Below are 17145 nucleotides of genomic sequence, written 5' to 3'. Positions count from 1 at the left end.
CTCAGCCGACGCCGGTGGGACCGTCGATGACGCGGCGGACCTTGGTGGCCAGCTCGCTGCGCTTGTAGGGTTTCTGGATCAGCTCGAATTCGGCGCCGCGGGCGTCGACGCGCTCGATCGACGATTCGGCATAGCCGGTGGTGAGCAGCACGCGCATCCGCGGGCGGCGGCGCTTGACCTCGCGGGCCAGCATCACGCCGTTCATCCCGCCGGGCATGATCAGGTCGCTGAACAACAGGTCGATCGTACCGGCGCCGTCGAGCAGCTCCAGCGCCGTATCGGCATTGTCGGCGCGCAGCACGGAATAGCCGAAGTCGGTCAGCACCGCCTCGGCATAGTCGCCGACATCGGCCTGATCCTCGACCAGCAGCACCGTCTCGTTGCCGCGCTTGTCGGCGAGCGGGCGCGACGGCTGCGATCCCTGCGGTTCGACCGCGGCGGCCTCGCAGGGGAACAGCATCCGCACGGTCGTGCCGTGGCCTTCCTCCGAATAGAGGCGCAGCGAGCCGCCCGACTGTTTCATGAAGCCATAGACCATCGACAACCCGAGCCCCGTGCCCTTGCCCTGGTCCTTGGTGGTGAAGAACGGCTCGGTGACGCGGGCGAGGATTTCCGGCGACATGCCGGTGCCCTGGTCGGCGATCGTCAGCATGACGTATTCGCCCGGTTCGAGCTCGCCGAAGCCCTTGTCGCCCGCCTCGATCGTGCGGTTGCGCGCCTCGATCGTGATCGTGCCGCCGTCGGGCATCGCGTCGCGCGCGTTGAGCAGGATGTTGATCACCGCCAGTTCGGCCTGGGTGGGATCGATGCGTGCGTTGCAGATGCCGGGGCCGCGGTGGATGTCGACCTTGATCGCGCCGCCGGCGGTGCGTTCGATCAGCGGCTGCAACTGGTCGAGCAGATCGTCGAGGTTGACGACGCGGCCCTGCAGCTTCTGCTTGCGCGAGAAGGCGAGCAATTGCTGGGTGAGCGACGCGCCGCGTTCCGCCGCCTGCATCACCGCGCGCATCGAGCGCGCCGCCTTCTTGCGATCGAACTCGCCGTCGCGTTCCAGATTGGACAGGACGATGTCGCCGAAACCCTGGATTACCGTCAGCAGGTTGTTGAAGTCGTGCGCGACGCCGCCGGTGAGCTGGCCGACCGCCTCCATCTTCTGCGCCTGGCGCAGCGCGTCCTCGGCATCGCGGCGGCGGGTGACGTCGAGCTGCGACGCAAAATAATAGACCAGCTCGCCATCGGCGTCGAACACCGGCGACATGAACAGCGCATTCCAGAAGGCGGAGCCGTTCTTCTTGTAGTTGAGGATCTCGACCGAGGTCTCGTGGCGCTGCTCGATCGAGCGGCGCAGTTCGGCGATCGTGTCCCGGTCGGTATCAGGCCCCTGCAACAGGCGGCAATTGTGCCCGATCAGCTCGTCGAGACCGTAGCCGGTCATGTTGACGAACGCGGGATTGGCGAAGACGATGGGATTGTCGGGCTGGTGTGGATCGGTGACGATCATCGGCATCCGCGTCGTCGAAACCGCGGCGAAGAAGATGCCGTTCTTGTCGTCGCCCATGTCGTGGTTGACGATGCTCTGCAGGTGCGGCGGCGGGCCGCCCCGCGGTTTTTCCGGGGTACCGTCGGCCATGACGTTCCAAGCGCTAGAGTAAGGCTTGGCCTCGAGGCACCGCCGATCGAGCGGAAAAACCCACTTGGATTAGACTTGTTCCCGGACTGGCATGATCCAGATCAGAACGCGGGATCGTCGCCGGGCAGCGCCGAGACGTGGATGCCGCACTCGACCTTGTCCCAGCCGCGCCAGCGGCCGGCGCGCGGGTCTTCGCCCGGCTTGACCTTGCTGGTGCACGGCGCGCAGCCGATCGACAGATAGCCCTGCGCCTCCAGCGGGTGGCGCGGCAGGTCGTGCTCCGCGAAATAGGCGTCGAGCTGGCTTTTCGACCAATCGGCGAGCGGGTTGAGCTTGAGCCGGCCCTCGTCTTCCTCGAAGCGCGGCAGCGCGGTGCGCGTCCCCGCCTGGAAGCCCTTGCGGCCCGAGATCCACGCGTCGAACGGCGCCAGTGCGCGGCGCAGCGGCTCGACCTTGCGGATTTCGCAGCAGCCGTCGGGATCGTAGGACCAGCGCATGCCGGTCGCATCCTTCAGCCCGAGCATGCGCGGATCGGGGCGGAAGACGCGCAGGTCGGTCAGGCCAAGCCGCTCGGACAGCTCGTCGCGATAGGCGAGCGTCTCGCCGAACATCTTCTGCGTGTTGGTGAAGACGACCGGCACGTCCTTGTCGATGCTCGCCACCATGTGCAGCAGCACCGCCGATTCGGCGCCGTAGGACGAGACGGAGGCGCTGCGACCGGCAAGCTCGCCGGTCAGCAGCTCGCGCAGCATGTCCGCGGCGGGCACGCCGGCGAATCGGATCTGCATCGCGGCGGCATCGGCGGTGGTGAAGGGCGGCGCGACGTCCAACACGTCGAGCGCGCGGGCGGCTTCACCCATGACGCAGCTTCCATACTGGCACGATCGCATCGGCGGCGGGCTGGTAGCGATAGTCGTAGCGGTCGAGGCTGCGTTGCAGCGTGTCGGCATCGATCGGTGCTTCGGGGGCGAAGCTGTCGAAGCCGCAGCGGCGCATCAGCGGCACCTGGTCGACAAGCACGTCGCCCGCCGCGCGCAGCTCGCCGGTATAACCCGCCTCGCGCAACACGCGGGCGGCGCTGTAGCCGCGGCCGTCGCGGAACGAGGGGAAGCTGACCTCGACCAGCGCGAGCTGGCCGAGCTGCGGCAGCAGGGCGCGCGCATCCTCGCCGGCTTCGAGCCGCACTGCGGTGGCGTTGCTCTGGCCGAGGAAGGCGTCGAGCGTCACCGCGGGCTCGTCATGCGGTTCGTCGTCGCGGAAGCGGAGCAGGGCTGCATCAACCATAGATCGCCTCCTTGAAGGGTTCGAAGCCGATGCGGCGATAGGTGTCGAGGAAGCGCTCGCCGGGCTCGCGCGTCGCGAGATAGCGGTCGGTGACACGCTCGATCGCGTCGACGACGCCGTCCTCCGAGAAGCCGGGGCCAGTGATCTTGGCGAGGCTGACGTCATCCGCGCCCGAGCCGCCGAGCGAGAGCTGGTAGTTTTCGGTGCCCTTCTTGTCGACGCCGAGGATGCCGATATGGCCGGCGTGGTGGTGGCCGCAGGCGTTGATGCAGCCCGAGATCTTGAGCTTCAATTCGCCAAGGTCGCGCTGGCGGTCGCGATCGGCGAAGCGGGCGGCGATCTTCTGCGCCAGCGGGATCGAGCGGGCGTTGGCAAGGCTGCAATAGTCGAGGCCGGGGCAGGCGATGATGTCGGTGATGAGATCGAGGTTGGGCTCGGCGAGACCGGCTTCCGCCAGCCGCCGCCAGACTTCACCAAGGTCGCGCTTAGCGACGTGCGGCAGGACGATGTTCTGCGCGTGCGTCACGCGTAACTCGTTGAAGGAGAAACTTTCTCCCAAATTGGCGAGCAAGTCGATCTGGTCGGCGGTGGCATCGCCCGGGATGCCGCCGGCGGGCTTCAGGCTGACGTTGACGATCGCATAGCCGGGTTGCTTGTGCGCGGCGACGTTCTGGTCGAGCCAAACCGCGAAATCGGGGTCGCTGCGGTCGATCTCGGCCGGCGCATCCGCGTCGAAGGCGGGGGCGGCGAACATCGCGGTGATCCGGTCGAGCTCGGCGCGCGGCGGGTCGATACCGAGCTGCTTGACCGCAAGGAATTCCTCCTCGACCTGGCGGCGATATTCGTCCGCGCCGATCTCGTGGAGCAGGATCTTGATCCGCGCCTTGTAGATATTGTCGCGCCGGCCGTAGCGATTGTAGACGCGCAAGGCCGCTTCGAGATAGCTCATCAGATCGTCGGCGGTGACGAAATCGCGGATCAGATGGCTGATCATCGGCGTGCGGCCCATGCCGCCGCCGACATAGATCGCAGCGCCCAATTCGCCGTCGCGCGTCACCAGCTGGATGCCGATATCGTGCAGGCGCATCGCGGCACGATCCTCCTGCGCGGCGATCACCGCGATCTTGAACTTGCGCGGCAGGTAGCTGAATTCGGGGTGGAAGGTGCTCCACTGGCGGATCAGCTCGGCCCAGGGGCGGGGATCGGCGACCTCGTCCGCGGCGGCGCCGGCATATTGGTCGGCGCTGATGTTGCGGATGCAATTGCCGCTCGTCTGGATCGCATGCATCTCGACCGTGGCGAGGCGGGCGAGGATGTCGGGCGTGTCGGCGAGCTTGATCCAGTTGAACTGCAGGTTCTGGCGCGTGGTGAAATGACCGTAGCCGCGGTCGTACTCGCGCGCGATGCTGCCGAGCATCCGCATCTGGCGGCCGTCGAGCGTGCCATAGGGAATGGCGACGCGCAGCATGTACGCGTGGAGCTGGAGATAGAGGCCGTTCATCAGCCGCAACGGCTTGAACTGGTCCTCGGTGAGCTGGCCGGACAGGCGGCGCTCGACCTGATCGCGGAACTCGGCGACGCGGGCATCGACGATCGCCTGGTCGTATTGGTCGTATTTATACATGATCGGCTTTCCGGCCTGCGTGCGTGGCGAAGGCTGTTGGGTTCGCGCGAAGACGCGAAGACGCGAAGAGAAGAAGATTTTGGTTCGCGCGGAGGCGCGGAGGCGCGGAGGTGGTGCGCTGGTGACGCGTGGAATGGCAACCACCGCTCTTCGTCATCCCGGCAGAGGCCGAAACCCATGGTTGCGGTGTCGCCTGGGGGTGGGCTCGTGCCTCAACGCATTTCAACAGGCTTAGTGCTAGCGGGGTTGGGACGTGGGTGGCGCTGTCGTTCCGAGTTTCGGCGGTGACAGCGCGTCCATGGGTCCCGACTTTCGTCGGGATGACGATGGGGGTGGGGGAGGTCGGGTAGGCGATCGGGGTGGGGAAAGCGTCCGCCAGCGTCAGCCACAGTCCGGTTACCCGTCGGCCGTGCGGGGGCGAGCCGGCTACGGCAGACGCACCCCCTCCGCGCCTCCGCGCCTCCGCGCGAACCAGAACCTTCCCTGTGCGGCCTCGCGGCGTCGCGTGCGTCATATCACCCAGCTTCCCGCCGACGGATCCGCCGGCTTGAGCGTGAGGTCGGGGCGCACGGTGGGACCTAGCGCGCGAATGCGGTCCTTGATGTGCGCGGGGCGTGGGCCGTCGGCCGTGGGGATCGCGTCGATGAGATAGGGCACGTTGACGCGGCGCGCGCCTTCCTCGGTGCGGAGGATGCCTTCGCCCTCGGTGCCGACGTCGACCGCATCCTCGACGTGGCGCGACCAGCCGGTGCCGGTCCACCACACCACGTCGCCGGTGGGGAGGTCGTTGCCCGTCAGCAGCCTCATGCCGCCGTCTCCTCCGCAATGCGCGCCCAGCGGGCGAGCTTGTCCTCGGCGTCGGAGAGTTCGACGACCTCGCCGACGACGATGATCGCCGGGCTCCGCACCGCCTCGCGCGTCACCATCGCGCCGAGATCGGCGAGCAGGGTGCGGATCGCGCGGCTGCCCGCGAGCGTGCCGCGTTCGAGCACCGCGACGGGCATGTCGGGGGCGACGCCATCGGCCATCAATTTGTCGGCGATGTCGGCGGCGGTGGCGACGCCCATGTAGATCACCAGCGTGCGGCCCTGACCGGCGAGGCCCGACCAATCCTGATCGGACAAGCCCTTGCACTGGCCGGCGACGAAGCTGACCGCGCTGCTGTGGTCGCGATGGGTGAGCGGCAGCATCGCCTCCGCGGCGCAGCCCAGCGCCGCCGAGACGCCGGGGATGACCTCGACCGGCAGGCCGGCGGCGCGCACCGCCTCGACCTCTTCGCCGCCGCGACCGAAGATGAAGGGGTCGCCGCCCTTGAGGCGGACGACGATCGCGCCGGTCTTCACATGCGCGACGATGAGGGCGTTGATCGCCTCCTGCGGCAGCGTGTGGCGGGCGCGGCGCTTGGCGACCGAGATGCGCTGCGCCTGCGGCGGCGCGATGTCGAGCACGCGGGGATCGATGAGGCCGTCGTGGACGACGATGTCGGCGCTGCGCAACGCCTCGACCGCACGGACGGTGAGCAGGCCGGGATCGCCCGGACCGGCGCCGACCAGGATGACGCGCCCGCGGGCGTTGGGATCGAGAAGCGTGGCCATGTTCCGCCAGATGGGCCGGAGCGGGCGGGCGGACAAGCCAGCGTTGCTTTGGCGGGGGTTAGGGGAGCTTTCGATGGCGGGCGGACGGCCCGGCCGGATGGTGCCCCGGCCTCGTTCCGGGCGCGCGGCGGCGCGGCGGGGGCGACAGCCGCCAAAACGGATAATCGCTTATTCATGAAGCCTTAGCATCCGTGTGAATAGATTGGCTTTTATGATACAGGTCAAGCCAGCCGGATGTCAGGGATGTCGCGGCGAGGAGCATCAATTCGCCATCGCGATGGCGTTCCAGCCGATCGTCGACGTCACCACCGGGCGGCCCTTCGCCTATGAGGCGCTGGTGCGCGGCGCGGACGGCGCGGGGGCGGCGAGCGTGCTGGCGCAGGTGACGCCGGACAGTCGCTACGCCTTCGACCAGCAATGCCGGGTCGCGGCGATCGAGGGCGCGGTGGCGGCCGGAATCCTCGACACGGATGCGCGGCTGTCGATCAACTTCCTGCCCAATGCGGTCTATTCGCCGCTCGCCTGTATCCAGCTTACGCTGAAGACCGCGCATGCGACGGGCTTTCCGACCGACCGGCTGATCTTCGAATTCACCGAGAACGAGGAGATGACCGACACCGCGCACGTCAAGACGATCGTCGAATCCTATACCGCGATGGGCTTCGGCACCGCGATCGACGATTTCGGCGCGGGTCATGCCGGGCTCGGGCTGCTCGCCAAGTTCCAGACCGATTACATCAAGCTCGACATGGAGTTGATCCGCGGCATCGAGCGGAGCCTGCCGCGGCGGATGATCGTCGAGGGCGTGGTGCGGATCGCCGAGTCGCTGGGCATCGCGGTGATCGCCGAAGGAATCGAGACGATCGAGGAATATGACATGCTCTCGGGGCTCGGCATCCGCTACATCCAGGGCTATCTGCTCGCGCGGCCCGGGTTCAAATGCCTGCCGGCGGTGACCCTGCCCGAATCGCGGCGCGTCGCGGCCGGATGAGGCCGGCGGTGCGGTAGAAAGCGGCGATCGCCCGCGGGGTGGCGAGGCGGACGACGGGCAGGTCGATCGTCGCGGCCAAGGCATCGTAGCGGCGGTGGTTGGCGCGGGTAGTGGTCGCGATGTGGCACAGCATCGCCCATTTGACGCTGTCGCGGTTGCCCGCCAGCGCGCCGATCCGGTCGCGGTCGAACCAGCAGCGCGCGACGTAGCGACGCAGGCTGGTCAGGGTCGGCACGTCGAGCAGCACGACCCCGGTCGCACGCGCCAGCCGCTGCGGCAGGCAGCGTGAGTAGTTGCCGTCGATCACCCAGCGTTCATCGAGGATCGCAGCATCGTGCAGCGCGACGAACGCGGCGACCGGGCGGGGCTGCCAGTCGGTGTCGGGCAGATGGTGGAGCTGGTCGAGATGGACGACCGGCAGGTCGCGCGCCTGCCCGATCGCCTGCGCCAGCGTCGACTTGCCGCTGTTCGACGGACCCATGATGCAGATGCGCGAACCGAGAGCGGCGAGGGGCATGCGGTTATGTAGAGGATTGCGGCATGCTCGCGAAGCGCGGCGAATCAGAAGTAGCTGATCACCGACGCGCTGCCGTCGGGATTACGCGCCGCGGCGCGGGCGAGGAGTGCGCGCTTTCGTGCGGTGCGGCGGCCACCTTTGTTGCGCAGTGCATCTACGGGCATGTCCGCGACGCCGGTGAGGCGGGCGCGCTCTGCGGTTTCTGCGAGAAATGTCGTGAGATGATACGTCTGCATGCCGATGTCCGTGGCGGATCGATCGCTGCGTATAACCCGAGAGCGTGGGCGATGAATGACGTTGTCTGATCGCGTCGGGCGCTGTCTGCGCCCACGCCGTCATTTCGGACTCGTTCGAGACCTCTGCGAAAGTCGGTGTGCTCCATATTGGCATTGTACCCCGGCGGAGGCCGGGGCCCAGTTTGGCGAAGGTTTGTAATAGCTTACAGCGGCTTTCCCAACTGGGCCCCGGCCTTCGCCGGGGTACATCGGGTGTTTCGCTGAGGTCTCGGCTCGTCCCGGGGACCACGCCGCGGCGAGGAGAATGGCTGGAGGCGAGGCTGTTGCCTTGCGGCCCGGTGAACCCCGGAACGGATTCGGGGTGACGGGCTTTCGTGGTCGGCTCGATCCTCGTTGCCTGCTCCGGGTTCGTGCTTTCCTCAGTGCCGCGCTAGGCGTCGCGCAGTCCGATGCCGATGTTGGCGCGGGCGGCTTCGGCTTCGTTGCTGACCACGGGATAGGCGCAGTAATCGGCGGCGTAATAGGCGCTGGGGCGGTGGTTGCCGCTCCAGCCGATGCCGCCGAACGGCGCCGACGAGGAGGCGCCATTGGTCGGGCGGTTCCAGTTGACGATGCCGGCGCGGATGCCCGCCCAGAAGCGGTCGTAGAGCGCCGGGGTCTGGCTGACCAACGCCGCCGACAGGCCGTAGCGGGTGTTGTTGGCGAGCGCGATCGCCGCGTCGAAATCGGCGGCGCGATAGACTTGCAGGATCGGGCCGAACAGCTCGATGTCCGGATGTTCGGTCGCCGCCGTCATGTCGATCAGCGCCGGGGTGAGGAAGGGGCGGTCGGCGTCGGGGCGTTCGAGGTGGCGGATCGGGCGGCCGCCGCGCATCAGCAGGGCGAGGAAGCTTTCGCTCAACTGGTCGGCGACGTCATTGTCGATCACCGGACCCATGAACGGCTGCGGATCGTCATGCGGGCTGCCGACGATCAGCCGGCCGACCATGGCGCAGATCGCGTCGATCAGCGGCTGGTAGAGGCGATCCTCGACGATCAGGCGGCGCGCGGCGGTGCAGCGCTGGCCGGCGGTGGTGAAGGCGGACTGGATGACGAGCACCGCCGCCGAATGGAGATCGGGCGTGTCCCAGACGATGATCGGGTTGTTGCCGCCCATCTCCAGCGCGAGGATCTTCTCGGGCTTGGCGGCGAAGGCGCGGTTGAGCGCGAGGCCGGTGCGCGCCGAGCCGGTGAACAGCAGGCCGTCGATATCGGGATGGTCGGCGAGCGCCTTGCCCTCGGCGGGGCCGCCGATCAGCAGCCGGATGCAGGCTTCGGGGATGCCGGCGGCGCGGTAGCAATCGACGAGGAAGGCGCCGGTCGCGGGCGTCTTCTCCGACGGTTTGAAGACCACCGCATTGCCGGCGAGCAAGGCGGGGACGATGTGGCCGTTGGGCAGATGCGCGGGGAAATTGTACGGCCCGAGCACCGCGAGCACGCCGTGCGGCTTGTGGCGCAATGCCATGCGGCTGCCCATCGGCGATTCGAGCCGGCGCTGCGCGGTGCGTTCGGCATAGGCACTGACCGAGATGTCGACCTTGGCGATGACGCTGTCGACTTCGGTGCGCGCTTCCCAGAGCGGCTTGCCGGTTTCGCGCGCGAGCAGGTCGGCGAAGACCTCGTGGCGTTGGCGGACGACATTGCCGAAACGGCGCATCGTCTCGATGCGGACGGTGAGCGGTTGCGCGGCCCAGCTCGCCCAGCCGGCGCGGGCGGCGGCGACCTCGTCATCGGCGTCGCCGATCGCGCCGCTCCACAGCTCGGCGCCGGTGGCGGGTTCGTGGGAGATGATCGCGTCGGCCATGCGTACCCTGTCTGTGCTGTCCAACGGGTTAGGCGAATGGCGGCGGGGCGGCAAGGTGGGGGCGGGGGAGTCGCGAGTGCGCCGTGTCCTCCCCCTCCGTCAGCACTTCGTGCTGCCACAGGGGAAGGAAAGGGAGACCTTCGTTACGCCAGCGCCTCGCCCATCCCGCGGATCGCGGCCACCTTCGCCTCCAGTGCGCGCCAGTCGTCGGCGTCGGCGATCGGGGACCAGATCGCCTCGACCTCGTCGATCAGCATGCTGCAGGGTTCGCCTTGCCAATAGCGGTGGCTGCGGTCCTTGCGGGGGGCGTAGGCGGCGAGGGCGTCGCGGAACGGCTGCCACGCCGCGCCGTAGCCGGCGGGCAGCGTGCCGCCGAAGACGTCGAAGAAGAAGCGGTCGAGCGGCGCGGCCGACGCGTGCAGCGCGCGTTCCATCGCCTGGACGAGCGCGCGGTCGTCCTCCGGCGTGCGCGGCAGGACGCCGAGCCGCCAGAGCAGCGCCGCGGTGATCTGCGGCTGGTAGCGGGGCGCGAAGGTCTCGAGCGTGGCGATCAGCGGATCGCTCTCGGCGATCAGGCGCAGCGAGGCGGCGAGCTGCATCACGTCCCAATGGATCGCCTCGGGCTGGCGGCCAAAGGCGTAGAGGCCGGCATGGTCGAAATAGGCGGCGGTGAAGCCGGGGTCCCAGGTCGGGGCGAAGCGCCACGGGCCGTAGTCGAAGCTCTCGCCGGTGACGTTGATATTGTCGCTGTTGAGCACGCCGTGGACGAAGCCGGCCGCCATGTAGTGCGCCGCGAGCGCCGCGGTGCGGCCGACGACATGGTCGAGCAGGCGCAGCGGATCGTCCGAATCCTCGCCGTAGAGGTTGGCAAGGACGTAGCGGACCAGTGCGCGCATGCCCGCCTCGTCCTGGTGATAGGCGAGCCGCTGGAAGCTGCCGATGCGGATATGGCCGTGGTTGAGGCGCACCAGCACCGCCGAGCGCGTCGGCGAGGGCTCGTCGCCGCGCATCAATCGCTCGCCGGTCTCGATCAGCGACAGCGTGCGGCTGGTCGGGACGTTCAGCGCCTCGAGCATCTCGGTCGCGAGGATCTCGCGCACGCCGCCCTTCAACGTCAGCCGGCCGTCGCCCGAGCGGCTGTAGGGGGTGGTGCCCGATCCCTTGGTGCCGAGGTCCATCAGCCGGCCGCCGGCATCGCGCAATTGCGCGAAGGTGAAGCCGCGGCCGTCGCCGATGTCGGGATTGTACTGGCGGAACTGGTGACCGTGATAGCGCAGCGCCAGCGGCTGCGGCAGCGTGCCGGGGAGGGGGGCGAAACGGCCGAACGCCTGCGTCCATTCGACGTCGGTGAGCGTGTCGAGGCCGACCTCGGCGGCGGCGCGGTCGTTGCGGAAGCGCAGCCGCGTCTCGGGGAAATCGGCGGCGGCGACCGGATCGGACAGCGTCGGCCCGAGATCGAGCAGCGCGGATGCGGGGCGGTATGCTTGCGGGTTGATGGGCATGTGTGGATATGGAGGTCGCCAACCGCAGGACGCAACCATGGCCGCTTATGAAAACTGCTATTGGCTGTCGGCCGACGGGCTGAAGCTGCATTATCGATTCTACCCGGGCGACGAGCGCCTGCCGCCGGTGCTGTGCCTGCCCGGCCTGACCCGCAACGCGCGCGATTACGATGCGCTGGCCGCCCGGCTGGCGGGGCGGCGGCAGGTGATCGCGGTCGACTTCCGCGGTCGCGGCAAGAGCGAATACGCCAAGGACCCGATGACCTATGCGCCCGCGACCTATGTCGCGGACGTGCAGGCGCTGCTCGCCGAGCGCGGCATCGCGCGCGTCGTCGCGGTCGGCACCTCGCTCGGCGGGATCGTGACGATGCTGCTCGCGCAGGCGGGGGCGGGGATCGCCGCCGCGCTGCTCAACGACGTCGGGCCGGAGATCGAGGCGAGCGGGATCAGCCGTATCCGCGGCTATGTCGGCAAGGGCAGCAGCTGCCCGACCTGGATGCACGCCGCGCGGACGCTGCAGGACGCGCATGCCGACGTCTATCCCGACTGGAAGATCGAGGATTGGCTGGCGATGGCCAAGCGCATCTACCGCCTCAACAGCAGCGGGCGCATCGTGCTCGATTACGACCTCAAGATCGCCGAGCCGTTCAAGACGCCGGGCAACGAGAGCGGGCCGGACATGTGGGCTGCGCTGTCGGCGTTGCGTGCGGTGCCGGTGCTGATCGTGCGCGGCGGCCGGTCCGACGTGCTGGCGCAGCCGGTGGCGGAGCGGATGCTCGCGGCGCTCGACCAGGCCGAATTGGTGACGCTGCCCGGCGTCGGCCATGCCCCGACGCTGAGCGAGGCGGCGTTGCACGACCCGATCGACCGGCTGCTGGAGAAAGCGCTGTCGTGACGCCCGCCGGCGACGAGCCGGATGGGGCGCCGCGGCTCGTCCTGCTCGACATCCTGCGCGGCGTGGCGATCCTCGCCATCCTCTTCCTCAACGTCAGCGAGATGGGCGCGTCGATGACCGCCAATTGGTCCGACATCCGCCACATCGGCTGGAGCGGCGCCGATCAGGCGGCGTGGTGGGCGCAGACCGTGCTGGTCGAAGGCACGGCGCGGGCGCTGCTCGAAATGCTGTTCGGGGCGGGGATGCTGATCCTCACCGAGCGGATCGCGGCGGCGAGCGACAATCCGCTGGCGGTGGCGCTGCGCTACGGGTGGCGCAATGTCGTGCTGTGGGCGCTGGGCATCGCGCATATGTTCCTGCTGCTGTGGCCGGGCGATATCCTGCACACCTATGCGGTGGCGGCGCTGGTCGCCTGTGGTTTCCGGACGCTGCCGACGCGGGCGCTGTTCGTCGTCGGCCTGTCTTACGCCGCGTTCACGCTGGCGACCGGGCTGACCACGCAGGTACCGGCGGCGGTGCACGCGCAGATGGCGGCGGCCAATGCCGCGGCGGTGACGCGCGAGGATGCCTTCGGCCACGGCACGCGCGCGCAATGGACCGCCGGGCAGCGGCGGGTCGGCTTGGAGCGGCTGGGCGGCGAGGAGGTCGTCTACGTCTGGGAGGCGGCGGCGACGATGCTGATCGGTGCGGGCCTGTTCCGGCTGGGGGCGCTGCAGGGCGGCTGGTCGCGGCGGCGATACTGGCGGATGCTGGCGTGGGGCTATGGCGTCGGCCTGCCGCTGCGCCTGTACGGCGCGTGGGAGGCGACGCGGTTCGACGGGCGGGTCGCGATCGCATGGATGTGGGATGATGTCGCGCGGCTGGCGATGACGCTGGGGCATGTCGCGCTCGTCGCGTTGCTCGCATCGCGGGCGCGGTGGCTGGCGCCGTTCGCGGCGGCGGGGCGGACCGCGCTGACGCTGTACGTCGCGCAGACGCTGATCGTGTCGTGGCTGGTGTTCTCGCCCTACGGGCTGGGGCTGTACGGGCGGCTGGGCTGGGCGGCGATGATGGCGCTGGCGCTGGCGGTCGACGCGCTCTTGCTGTGGCTAGCGGTTCACTGGGTGCGGCGGTTCCGCATCGCGCCGGTCGAATGGGCGTGGCGGTCGGTGGTCGAACGGCGGTGGCTGCCGCTGCGGTAAACCGTTCTTCCGCGAACCCCGCCGCGCCGCTACACGACACGATATGCTGCAACCCGTTCATATCCTGCACCTGCATTCGAGCTTCAGCCTGGGCGGCAAGGAGGCGCGGGCGGTGCGGTTGATGAACGCGTTCGGCGATGCGGCGCGGCATACGATCGTCAGCGGCGTGCCCGACCAGCTCGGCGCGCGCGACGCGATCGCCAAGGGCGTGCGCTACGAGATCGCGCAGGACCCGCCGGCGCTCACCGGGCGGCCGTCGGTGGCGCGCTACGAGGCGCTGGCGCGGTTCATGCGGCGCTTCGATCTGGTGCTGACCTACAATTGGGGCGCGATCGACGGGGTGATGGCGCGGCGGGTGTTCCCCAAGGGCGCGCCGCCGCTGGTCCATCACGAGGACGGCTTCAACGCCGACGAGGCCCGGGGGCTGAAGATCGAGCGTAACGTCTACCGCCGCATCGCGCTGGGCGCGGCGCATGCGCTGGTGGTCCCGTCCGAGGTGCTGGAGGAGATCGCGCGGCGGACGTGGAAGCAACCGGCGACGCGCCTTCACCGCATCGCCAACGGTATCGATACCGCGCTGTATGCGGGCAAGCCGGAGCTGCGCGCGATCCCCGGCTTCGTGCCCAACGGTAAGGACGTGGTGATCGGCGCGCTGGCCGGCCTGCGCGAGGTCAAGAACCTGCCGCTGCTGGTGCGTGCCTGCGGCGGGATCGCGGGTCGGTTCCGGCTGGTGATCGTCGGCGAGGGGCCGGAGCGGGCGGCGATCGAATCGACCGCGGCGGCGATGGGGATCGCGGATCGCGTGGTGATGCCGGGGTTCCTGGGGCGGCCGCATCGCTTCGTCGGCCATTTCGATATCATCGCGCTCTCCTCGGCGAGCGAGCAATTCCCGATCAGCGTCGTCGAGGGAATGGCGGCGGGCCTGCCGGTGGTGAGCACGCCGGTCGGCGACGTGCCGCGGATGGTGGCGGCGGAGAATGCGCCCTTCGTCACCGGCGGCGACGAGGTGCTGCTGCGCGACGCGTTGCAGGCGCTGGTCTCCGATGCGGCGCTGCGGTCGCGGGTCGGCGCGGCGAACCGCGCGAAGGCGCGCGCCGAGTTCGACGAGGGCGCGATGATCGCGCGGTACAAGGCCTTGTATGGCGCGGCGATGGGGCGGCGGGGGGCGTTGGGATAGGGTTGGTGTTCGCTTCGCGGCTCAACGCGAGCCTTCTGCAACGCTAGGCCCTTTACCCGCCGGGGTGCAGTCCGGGTGTGGGGCGGAGCGGCTTTCCCAATGCTCCCGCGCGAGCGGAGCGCGGCGGCCGTCGACGGGCTCATACCTCCTCGGCGAGTTCCTCGCTGAGTCGCGTGGCGAAGTGGAGCGAGGCGGCGGCCTCGCCGGAGGATGCGAGCGCGAGGTCGGCGGCGCCTTGCAGCAGGCCGTCCTCGACTTCGGGTTCCTGCGCCTCGGCGGCGGCGATGGTCGCGGCGAGAATGTCGCGCGCGCCGGTTTCGCCATAGGTCAGCGCGAAGGCGTCGAGCGCGGCAGCGAAACAGGCGCGGTCGCTGACCGGGGCGGCGCCATGCTGCTGGAGCGAGGCGCAGGCGGCGCCGAGGACATAGGCGCGCGACCAGGCCGAACCGGTCGGCCCGTGATCGGGCAGCGCACCAGCGACGCAGCCGAGCCGTGCGAATTGCGGCAGCAGCAGCGTGCCGAGCGGCGAGCTCGGCGGCACCGGCAGCAGCGCACCCGGCGCACGCCGCGGCGCGATCAGGTGATTGAGGACCCCCATCGGTGTAACCTTCCCCTCGCGTGATGCGTCGATCGGGAGGGTGTGGCGCAACGGGGTTAACCGCGGCCTAAGGCGCGACGGACGGCGCCGACGGGCGCGCAATTTCTTCGCTTCCCGGCATCCTTCTTGTATAGCCGGTCGTATTTACCCCCGGATGAGGTGCATTTTTCCGTGTTCAAGGGCCTGAAGCCGATTGTCTATAATGGCCGCGAGGTCTGGCCGCTCGTCGAGGGCGGCAAGGGCGTCGCTGCGACCAATCACGCTTCCGCAGGGGCTTGGGCCGCCGCAGGCGGCATCGGCACCGTGTCCGCGGTAAATGCCGACAGCTACGACCCCGAGGGCAAGATTATCCCGCAGGTGTATCGCGCGCTGACCCGCCGCGAACGGCACGAGGAACTGGTCGAATATGCGATCGAGGGCGCGGTGCAGCAGGTGCATCGGGCCTATGAGATCGCCGGCGGCCAGGGTGCGGTCAACATCAATGTGCTGTGGGAGATGGGCGGCGCCCAGCGCATCCTGCACGGCGTGCTGGAGCGGACGCGCGGCATGGTCGCGGGCGTCACCTGCGGCGCCGGCATGCCCTACAAGCTGTCCGAGATCACCGCCTCCTACGGCGTATCCTATCTGCCGATCGTGTCGTCGGGCCGGGCGTTCCGCGCCTTGTGGAAGCGTGCTTATTCGAAGGCGTCGGAATGGCTGGCGGCGGTGGTCTACGAGGACCCGTGGCTCGCCGGCGGCCACAACGGCCTGTCGAACGCCGAGGACCCGCTGAAGCCGCAGGACCCGTTCCCGCGCGTCGCCGAGTTGCGCGCGGTGATGCGTGAGGGCGGTATCCCCGACAGCACGCCGATCGTGATGGCGGGCGGCGTCTGGTACCTGCGCGACTGGAACGACTGGATCGACAATCCGGAACTCGGCACGATCGCCTTCCAATATGGCACGCGGCCGCTGCTGACGCAGGAAAGCCCGATCCCGCAGGATTGGAAGGCCAAGCTGACCCAGATCGAGGAAGGCGAGGTGCTGCTGCATCGCTTCTCGCCGACCGGTTTCTATTCGTCGGCGGTGCGCAACCCGTTCCTGCGCAATCTTGAGGCGCGGTCGGAGCGGCAGATCGCCTTTTCGACGCAGGAGGCGGGCGATCACGTCTTCCAGCTCGACGTCGGCGTGAAGGGCAAGAATTTCTGGGTGACGCGCAACGACCTGCTGCGTGCGCGCCAGTGGTTCGGCGAGGGCTATACCGATGCGCTGAAGACGCCGGACAATACGCTGGTCTTCGTCACTCCGGTGGAAAAGGGGATCATCCGCAAGGATCAGGCGGATTGCATGGGCTGCCTGTCGCAATGCTCGTTCTCGAGCTGGGCGGATACCGACACCAATTCGACCGGGCGGCTCGCCGACCCGCGCAGCTTCTGCATCCAGAAGACGCTGCAGGACATCGCGCATGGCGGCGACATCAACCAGAATCTGATGTTCGCCGGACATGCGGCGTATAATTTCAAGCGCGATCCGTTTTACTCCAACGGCTTCGTGCCGACGGTGAAGCAATTGGTCGATCGCATCCTGACCGGGGACTGAGCGGACCGTCGGCGCGATGGACGCGGCGGTCGAGACGGCATTGATCGCGGTGGCGCAGGCGATGCGCGCCGCGATCGCGCCGTGGTGGATCATCGGCAGTGCGGCGGTGGTGCTGCTCGGCGGCGATACCGCGGTGGCCGATATCGATCTGCTGACCGGCGAGCGGGACGCGCGGGCGCTGGCGGCGCGGCTGGGCGTGGCGTTGGCGGCGAGCGATGCGCATCCGCGCTTCCGGTCGCAGGTATTCGCGCGTTGGCCGCGGGGCGATCGCGACGTCGAGATCATGGGCGGCCTGATGCTCGCCGAAGATTCGGGCTGGGCGGCGCTGGTGCCGGCGACGCGGGTGGCGGTCGCGGTCGGTGACGAGACCGTGTTCGTGCCGGCGCGGGAGGAGATGATCGCGATCCTCACGCGCTTCGGGCGGGACAAGGATCGCGCGCGGGCGCGCATCCTCGAATGTACGGGAGCGCCGGGTTGAGGCGCTCGACGCTCCCGAA

At 68.9% G+C, this 17145-nt stretch carries 17 protein-coding genes; 6 read left to right on the top strand and 11 right to left on the bottom strand.

The features are described 5' to 3' along the window. Window position 1: 1 nt before the first annotated feature. The 6 genes from ACLBWH_RS08910 to cobA all read right to left on the bottom strand — a co-directional run bounded on the left by ACLBWH_RS08910 (window position 2) and on the right by cobA (window position 6133). Complete coding sequence (locus ACLBWH_RS08910; protein WP_447798310.1) at window positions 2-1630, bottom strand: histidine kinase famiy protein; 1629 nt, start codon at window positions 1628-1630, stop codon at window positions 2-4. Window positions 1631-1731: 101 nt separating this feature from the next. Beyond that, window positions 1732-2490: a phosphoadenylyl-sulfate reductase gene (locus tag ACLBWH_RS08905; protein WP_447798309.1), complete on the bottom strand. Its 759-nt coding sequence runs from the start codon at window positions 2488-2490 to the stop codon at window positions 1732-1734. After that, window positions 2483-2914: a DUF934 domain-containing protein gene (locus ACLBWH_RS08900; RefSeq protein ID WP_322850915.1), complete on the bottom strand. Its 432-nt coding sequence runs from the start codon at window positions 2912-2914 to the stop codon at window positions 2483-2485. The genes ACLBWH_RS08905 and ACLBWH_RS08900 overlap by 8 nt, the downstream gene beginning before the upstream one ends. Then, window positions 2907-4538, bottom strand: a complete 1632-nt coding sequence (locus ACLBWH_RS08895) for a nitrite/sulfite reductase (RefSeq protein ID WP_447798307.1) — start codon at window positions 4536-4538, stop codon at window positions 2907-2909. Before ACLBWH_RS08895 ends, ACLBWH_RS08900 begins: the two co-directional genes overlap by 8 nt. A gap of 510 nt (window positions 4539-5048) precedes the next feature. After that, window positions 5049-5345, bottom strand: coding sequence for a DUF2849 domain-containing protein (locus tag ACLBWH_RS08890; RefSeq protein WP_447798306.1), 297 nt, complete (start codon window positions 5343-5345; stop codon window positions 5049-5051). Further along, the gene (gene cobA / locus ACLBWH_RS08885) at window positions 5342-6133 is read right to left on the bottom strand and encodes a uroporphyrinogen-III C-methyltransferase (protein WP_447798304.1); all 792 of its coding nucleotides are present in this window, start codon (window positions 6131-6133) and stop codon (window positions 5342-5344) included. Before cobA ends, ACLBWH_RS08890 begins: the two co-directional genes overlap by 4 nt. Before the next feature lie 277 nt (window positions 6134-6410). Between cobA and ACLBWH_RS08880 the strand changes: the two genes are divergently transcribed. Then, window positions 6411-7124: an EAL domain-containing protein gene (locus ACLBWH_RS08880; RefSeq protein ID WP_322850952.1), complete on the top strand. Its 714-nt coding sequence runs from the start codon at window positions 6411-6413 to the stop codon at window positions 7122-7124. Here ACLBWH_RS08880 and ACLBWH_RS08875 read toward each other — a convergent pair. From ACLBWH_RS08875 to ACLBWH_RS08860, 4 genes are all read right to left on the bottom strand, one after another. Beyond that, on the bottom strand, window positions 7069-7641 hold the full coding sequence (locus ACLBWH_RS08875) for an AAA family ATPase (RefSeq protein ID WP_447798301.1): 573 nt from the start codon (window positions 7639-7641) through the stop codon (window positions 7069-7071). The genes ACLBWH_RS08880 and ACLBWH_RS08875 overlap by 56 nt on opposite strands. 44 nt (window positions 7642-7685) lie before the next feature. Beyond that, window positions 7686-7877 carry a hypothetical protein gene (locus tag ACLBWH_RS08870; protein WP_447798300.1) on the bottom strand — a complete coding sequence of 64 codons (192 nt, stop codon included), beginning with the start codon at window positions 7875-7877 and terminating at the stop codon, window positions 7686-7688. A 430-nt stretch (window positions 7878-8307) separates the two neighbouring features. Beyond that, window positions 8308-9720 carry a succinylglutamate-semialdehyde dehydrogenase gene (astD, locus tag ACLBWH_RS08865; protein ID WP_447798298.1) on the bottom strand — a complete coding sequence of 471 codons (1413 nt, stop codon included), beginning with the start codon at window positions 9718-9720 and terminating at the stop codon, window positions 8308-8310. A gap of 143 nt (window positions 9721-9863) precedes the next feature. Beyond that, window positions 9864-11222: a protein adenylyltransferase SelO family protein gene (locus ACLBWH_RS08860; protein WP_447798297.1), complete on the bottom strand. Its 1359-nt coding sequence runs from the start codon at window positions 11220-11222 to the stop codon at window positions 9864-9866. A 37-nt stretch (window positions 11223-11259) separates the two neighbouring features. On the opposite strand from ACLBWH_RS08860, the gene ACLBWH_RS08855 reads away from it, so the two are divergent. Genes ACLBWH_RS08855 through ACLBWH_RS08845 form a run of 3 tightly spaced genes read left to right on the top strand, consistent with a single transcriptional unit; the run spans window position 11260 to window position 14475 of the window. After that, on the top strand, window positions 11260-12117 hold the full coding sequence (locus ACLBWH_RS08855) for an alpha/beta fold hydrolase (protein ID WP_447798295.1): 858 nt from the start codon (window positions 11260-11262) through the stop codon (window positions 12115-12117). Beyond that, window positions 12114-13298 (top strand): DUF418 domain-containing protein, encoded by a 1185-nt coding sequence (locus tag ACLBWH_RS08850; protein ID WP_447798294.1) that lies wholly within the window; start codon window positions 12114-12116, stop codon window positions 13296-13298. Before ACLBWH_RS08855 ends, ACLBWH_RS08850 begins: the two co-directional genes overlap by 4 nt. Window positions 13299-13341: 43 nt before the next feature. Then, the gene (locus ACLBWH_RS08845) at window positions 13342-14475 is read left to right on the top strand and encodes a glycosyltransferase family 4 protein (protein ID WP_447798292.1); all 1134 of its coding nucleotides are present in this window, start codon (window positions 13342-13344) and stop codon (window positions 14473-14475) included. 139 nt (window positions 14476-14614) lie between these two features. Here ACLBWH_RS08845 and ACLBWH_RS08840 read toward each other — a convergent pair whose 3' ends face one another. Then, window positions 14615-15073: a hypothetical protein gene (locus ACLBWH_RS08840; RefSeq protein WP_447798290.1), complete on the bottom strand. Its 459-nt coding sequence runs from the start codon at window positions 15071-15073 to the stop codon at window positions 14615-14617. Window positions 15074-15244: 171 nt separating this feature from the next. On the opposite strand from ACLBWH_RS08840, the gene ACLBWH_RS08835 reads away from it, so the two are divergent. Both ACLBWH_RS08835 and ACLBWH_RS08830 read left to right on the top strand, forming a co-directional pair. Further along, a complete protein-coding gene (locus ACLBWH_RS08835; RefSeq protein WP_447798288.1) occupies window positions 15245-16648 on the top strand; it encodes an NAD(P)H-dependent flavin oxidoreductase in 1404 nt (467 codons plus the stop codon). A gap of 16 nt (window positions 16649-16664) precedes the next feature. Next, complete coding sequence (locus ACLBWH_RS08830; RefSeq protein ID WP_447798287.1) at window positions 16665-17126, top strand: hypothetical protein; 462 nt, start codon at window positions 16665-16667, stop codon at window positions 17124-17126. Window positions 17127-17145 lie beyond the last annotated feature (19 nt).

The sequence above is a fragment of the Sphingomonas sp. M6A6_1c genome (genome assembly GCF_053345135.1).
The sequence above is the reverse complement of the archived record's forward strand: the minus strand, read 5'-3'. Positions and strand labels throughout refer to the sequence as shown.

Excerpts from the sequence above, each read along its gene's own strand:
- ACLBWH_RS08905 (WP_447798309.1), bottom strand. The coding sequence starts at position 2,490 with ATGGGTGAAGCCGCCCGCGCGCTCGACGTGTTGGACGTCGCGCCGCCC.
- ACLBWH_RS08870 (WP_447798300.1), bottom strand. The coding sequence starts at position 7,877 with ATGCAGACGTATCATCTCACGACATTTCTCGCAGAAACCGCAGAGCGC.
- ACLBWH_RS08890 (WP_447798306.1), bottom strand. The coding sequence starts at position 5,345 with ATGAGGCTGCTGACGGGCAACGACCTCCCCACCGGCGACGTGGTGTGG.
- ACLBWH_RS08855 (WP_447798295.1), top strand. The coding sequence starts at position 11,260 with ATGGCCGCTTATGAAAACTGCTATTGGCTGTCGGCCGACGGGCTGAAG.
- ACLBWH_RS08830 (WP_447798287.1), top strand. The coding sequence starts at position 16,665 with ATGGACGCGGCGGTCGAGACGGCATTGATCGCGGTGGCGCAGGCGATG.
- astD (WP_447798298.1), bottom strand. The coding sequence starts at position 9,720 with ATGGCCGACGCGATCATCTCCCACGAACCCGCCACCGGCGCCGAGCTG.
- ACLBWH_RS08900 (WP_322850915.1), bottom strand. The coding sequence starts at position 2,914 with ATGGTTGATGCAGCCCTGCTCCGCTTCCGCGACGACGAACCGCATGAC.
- ACLBWH_RS08895 (WP_447798307.1), bottom strand. The coding sequence starts at position 4,538 with ATGTATAAATACGACCAATACGACCAGGCGATCGTCGATGCCCGCGTC.
- ACLBWH_RS08880 (WP_322850952.1), top strand. The coding sequence starts at position 6,411 with ATGGCGTTCCAGCCGATCGTCGACGTCACCACCGGGCGGCCCTTCGCC.
- ACLBWH_RS08840 (WP_447798290.1), bottom strand. The coding sequence starts at position 15,073 with ATGGGGGTCCTCAATCACCTGATCGCGCCGCGGCGTGCGCCGGGTGCG.
- cobA (WP_447798304.1), bottom strand. The coding sequence starts at position 6,133 with ATGGCCACGCTTCTCGATCCCAACGCCCGCGGGCGCGTCATCCTGGTC.
- ACLBWH_RS08910 (WP_447798310.1), bottom strand. The coding sequence starts at position 1,630 with ATGGCCGACGGTACCCCGGAAAAACCGCGGGGCGGCCCGCCGCCGCAC.
- ACLBWH_RS08860 (WP_447798297.1), bottom strand. The coding sequence starts at position 11,222 with ATGCCCATCAACCCGCAAGCATACCGCCCCGCATCCGCGCTGCTCGAT.
- ACLBWH_RS08875 (WP_447798301.1), bottom strand. The coding sequence starts at position 7,641 with ATGCCCCTCGCCGCTCTCGGTTCGCGCATCTGCATCATGGGTCCGTCG.
- ACLBWH_RS08845 (WP_447798292.1), top strand. The coding sequence starts at position 13,342 with ATGCTGCAACCCGTTCATATCCTGCACCTGCATTCGAGCTTCAGCCTG.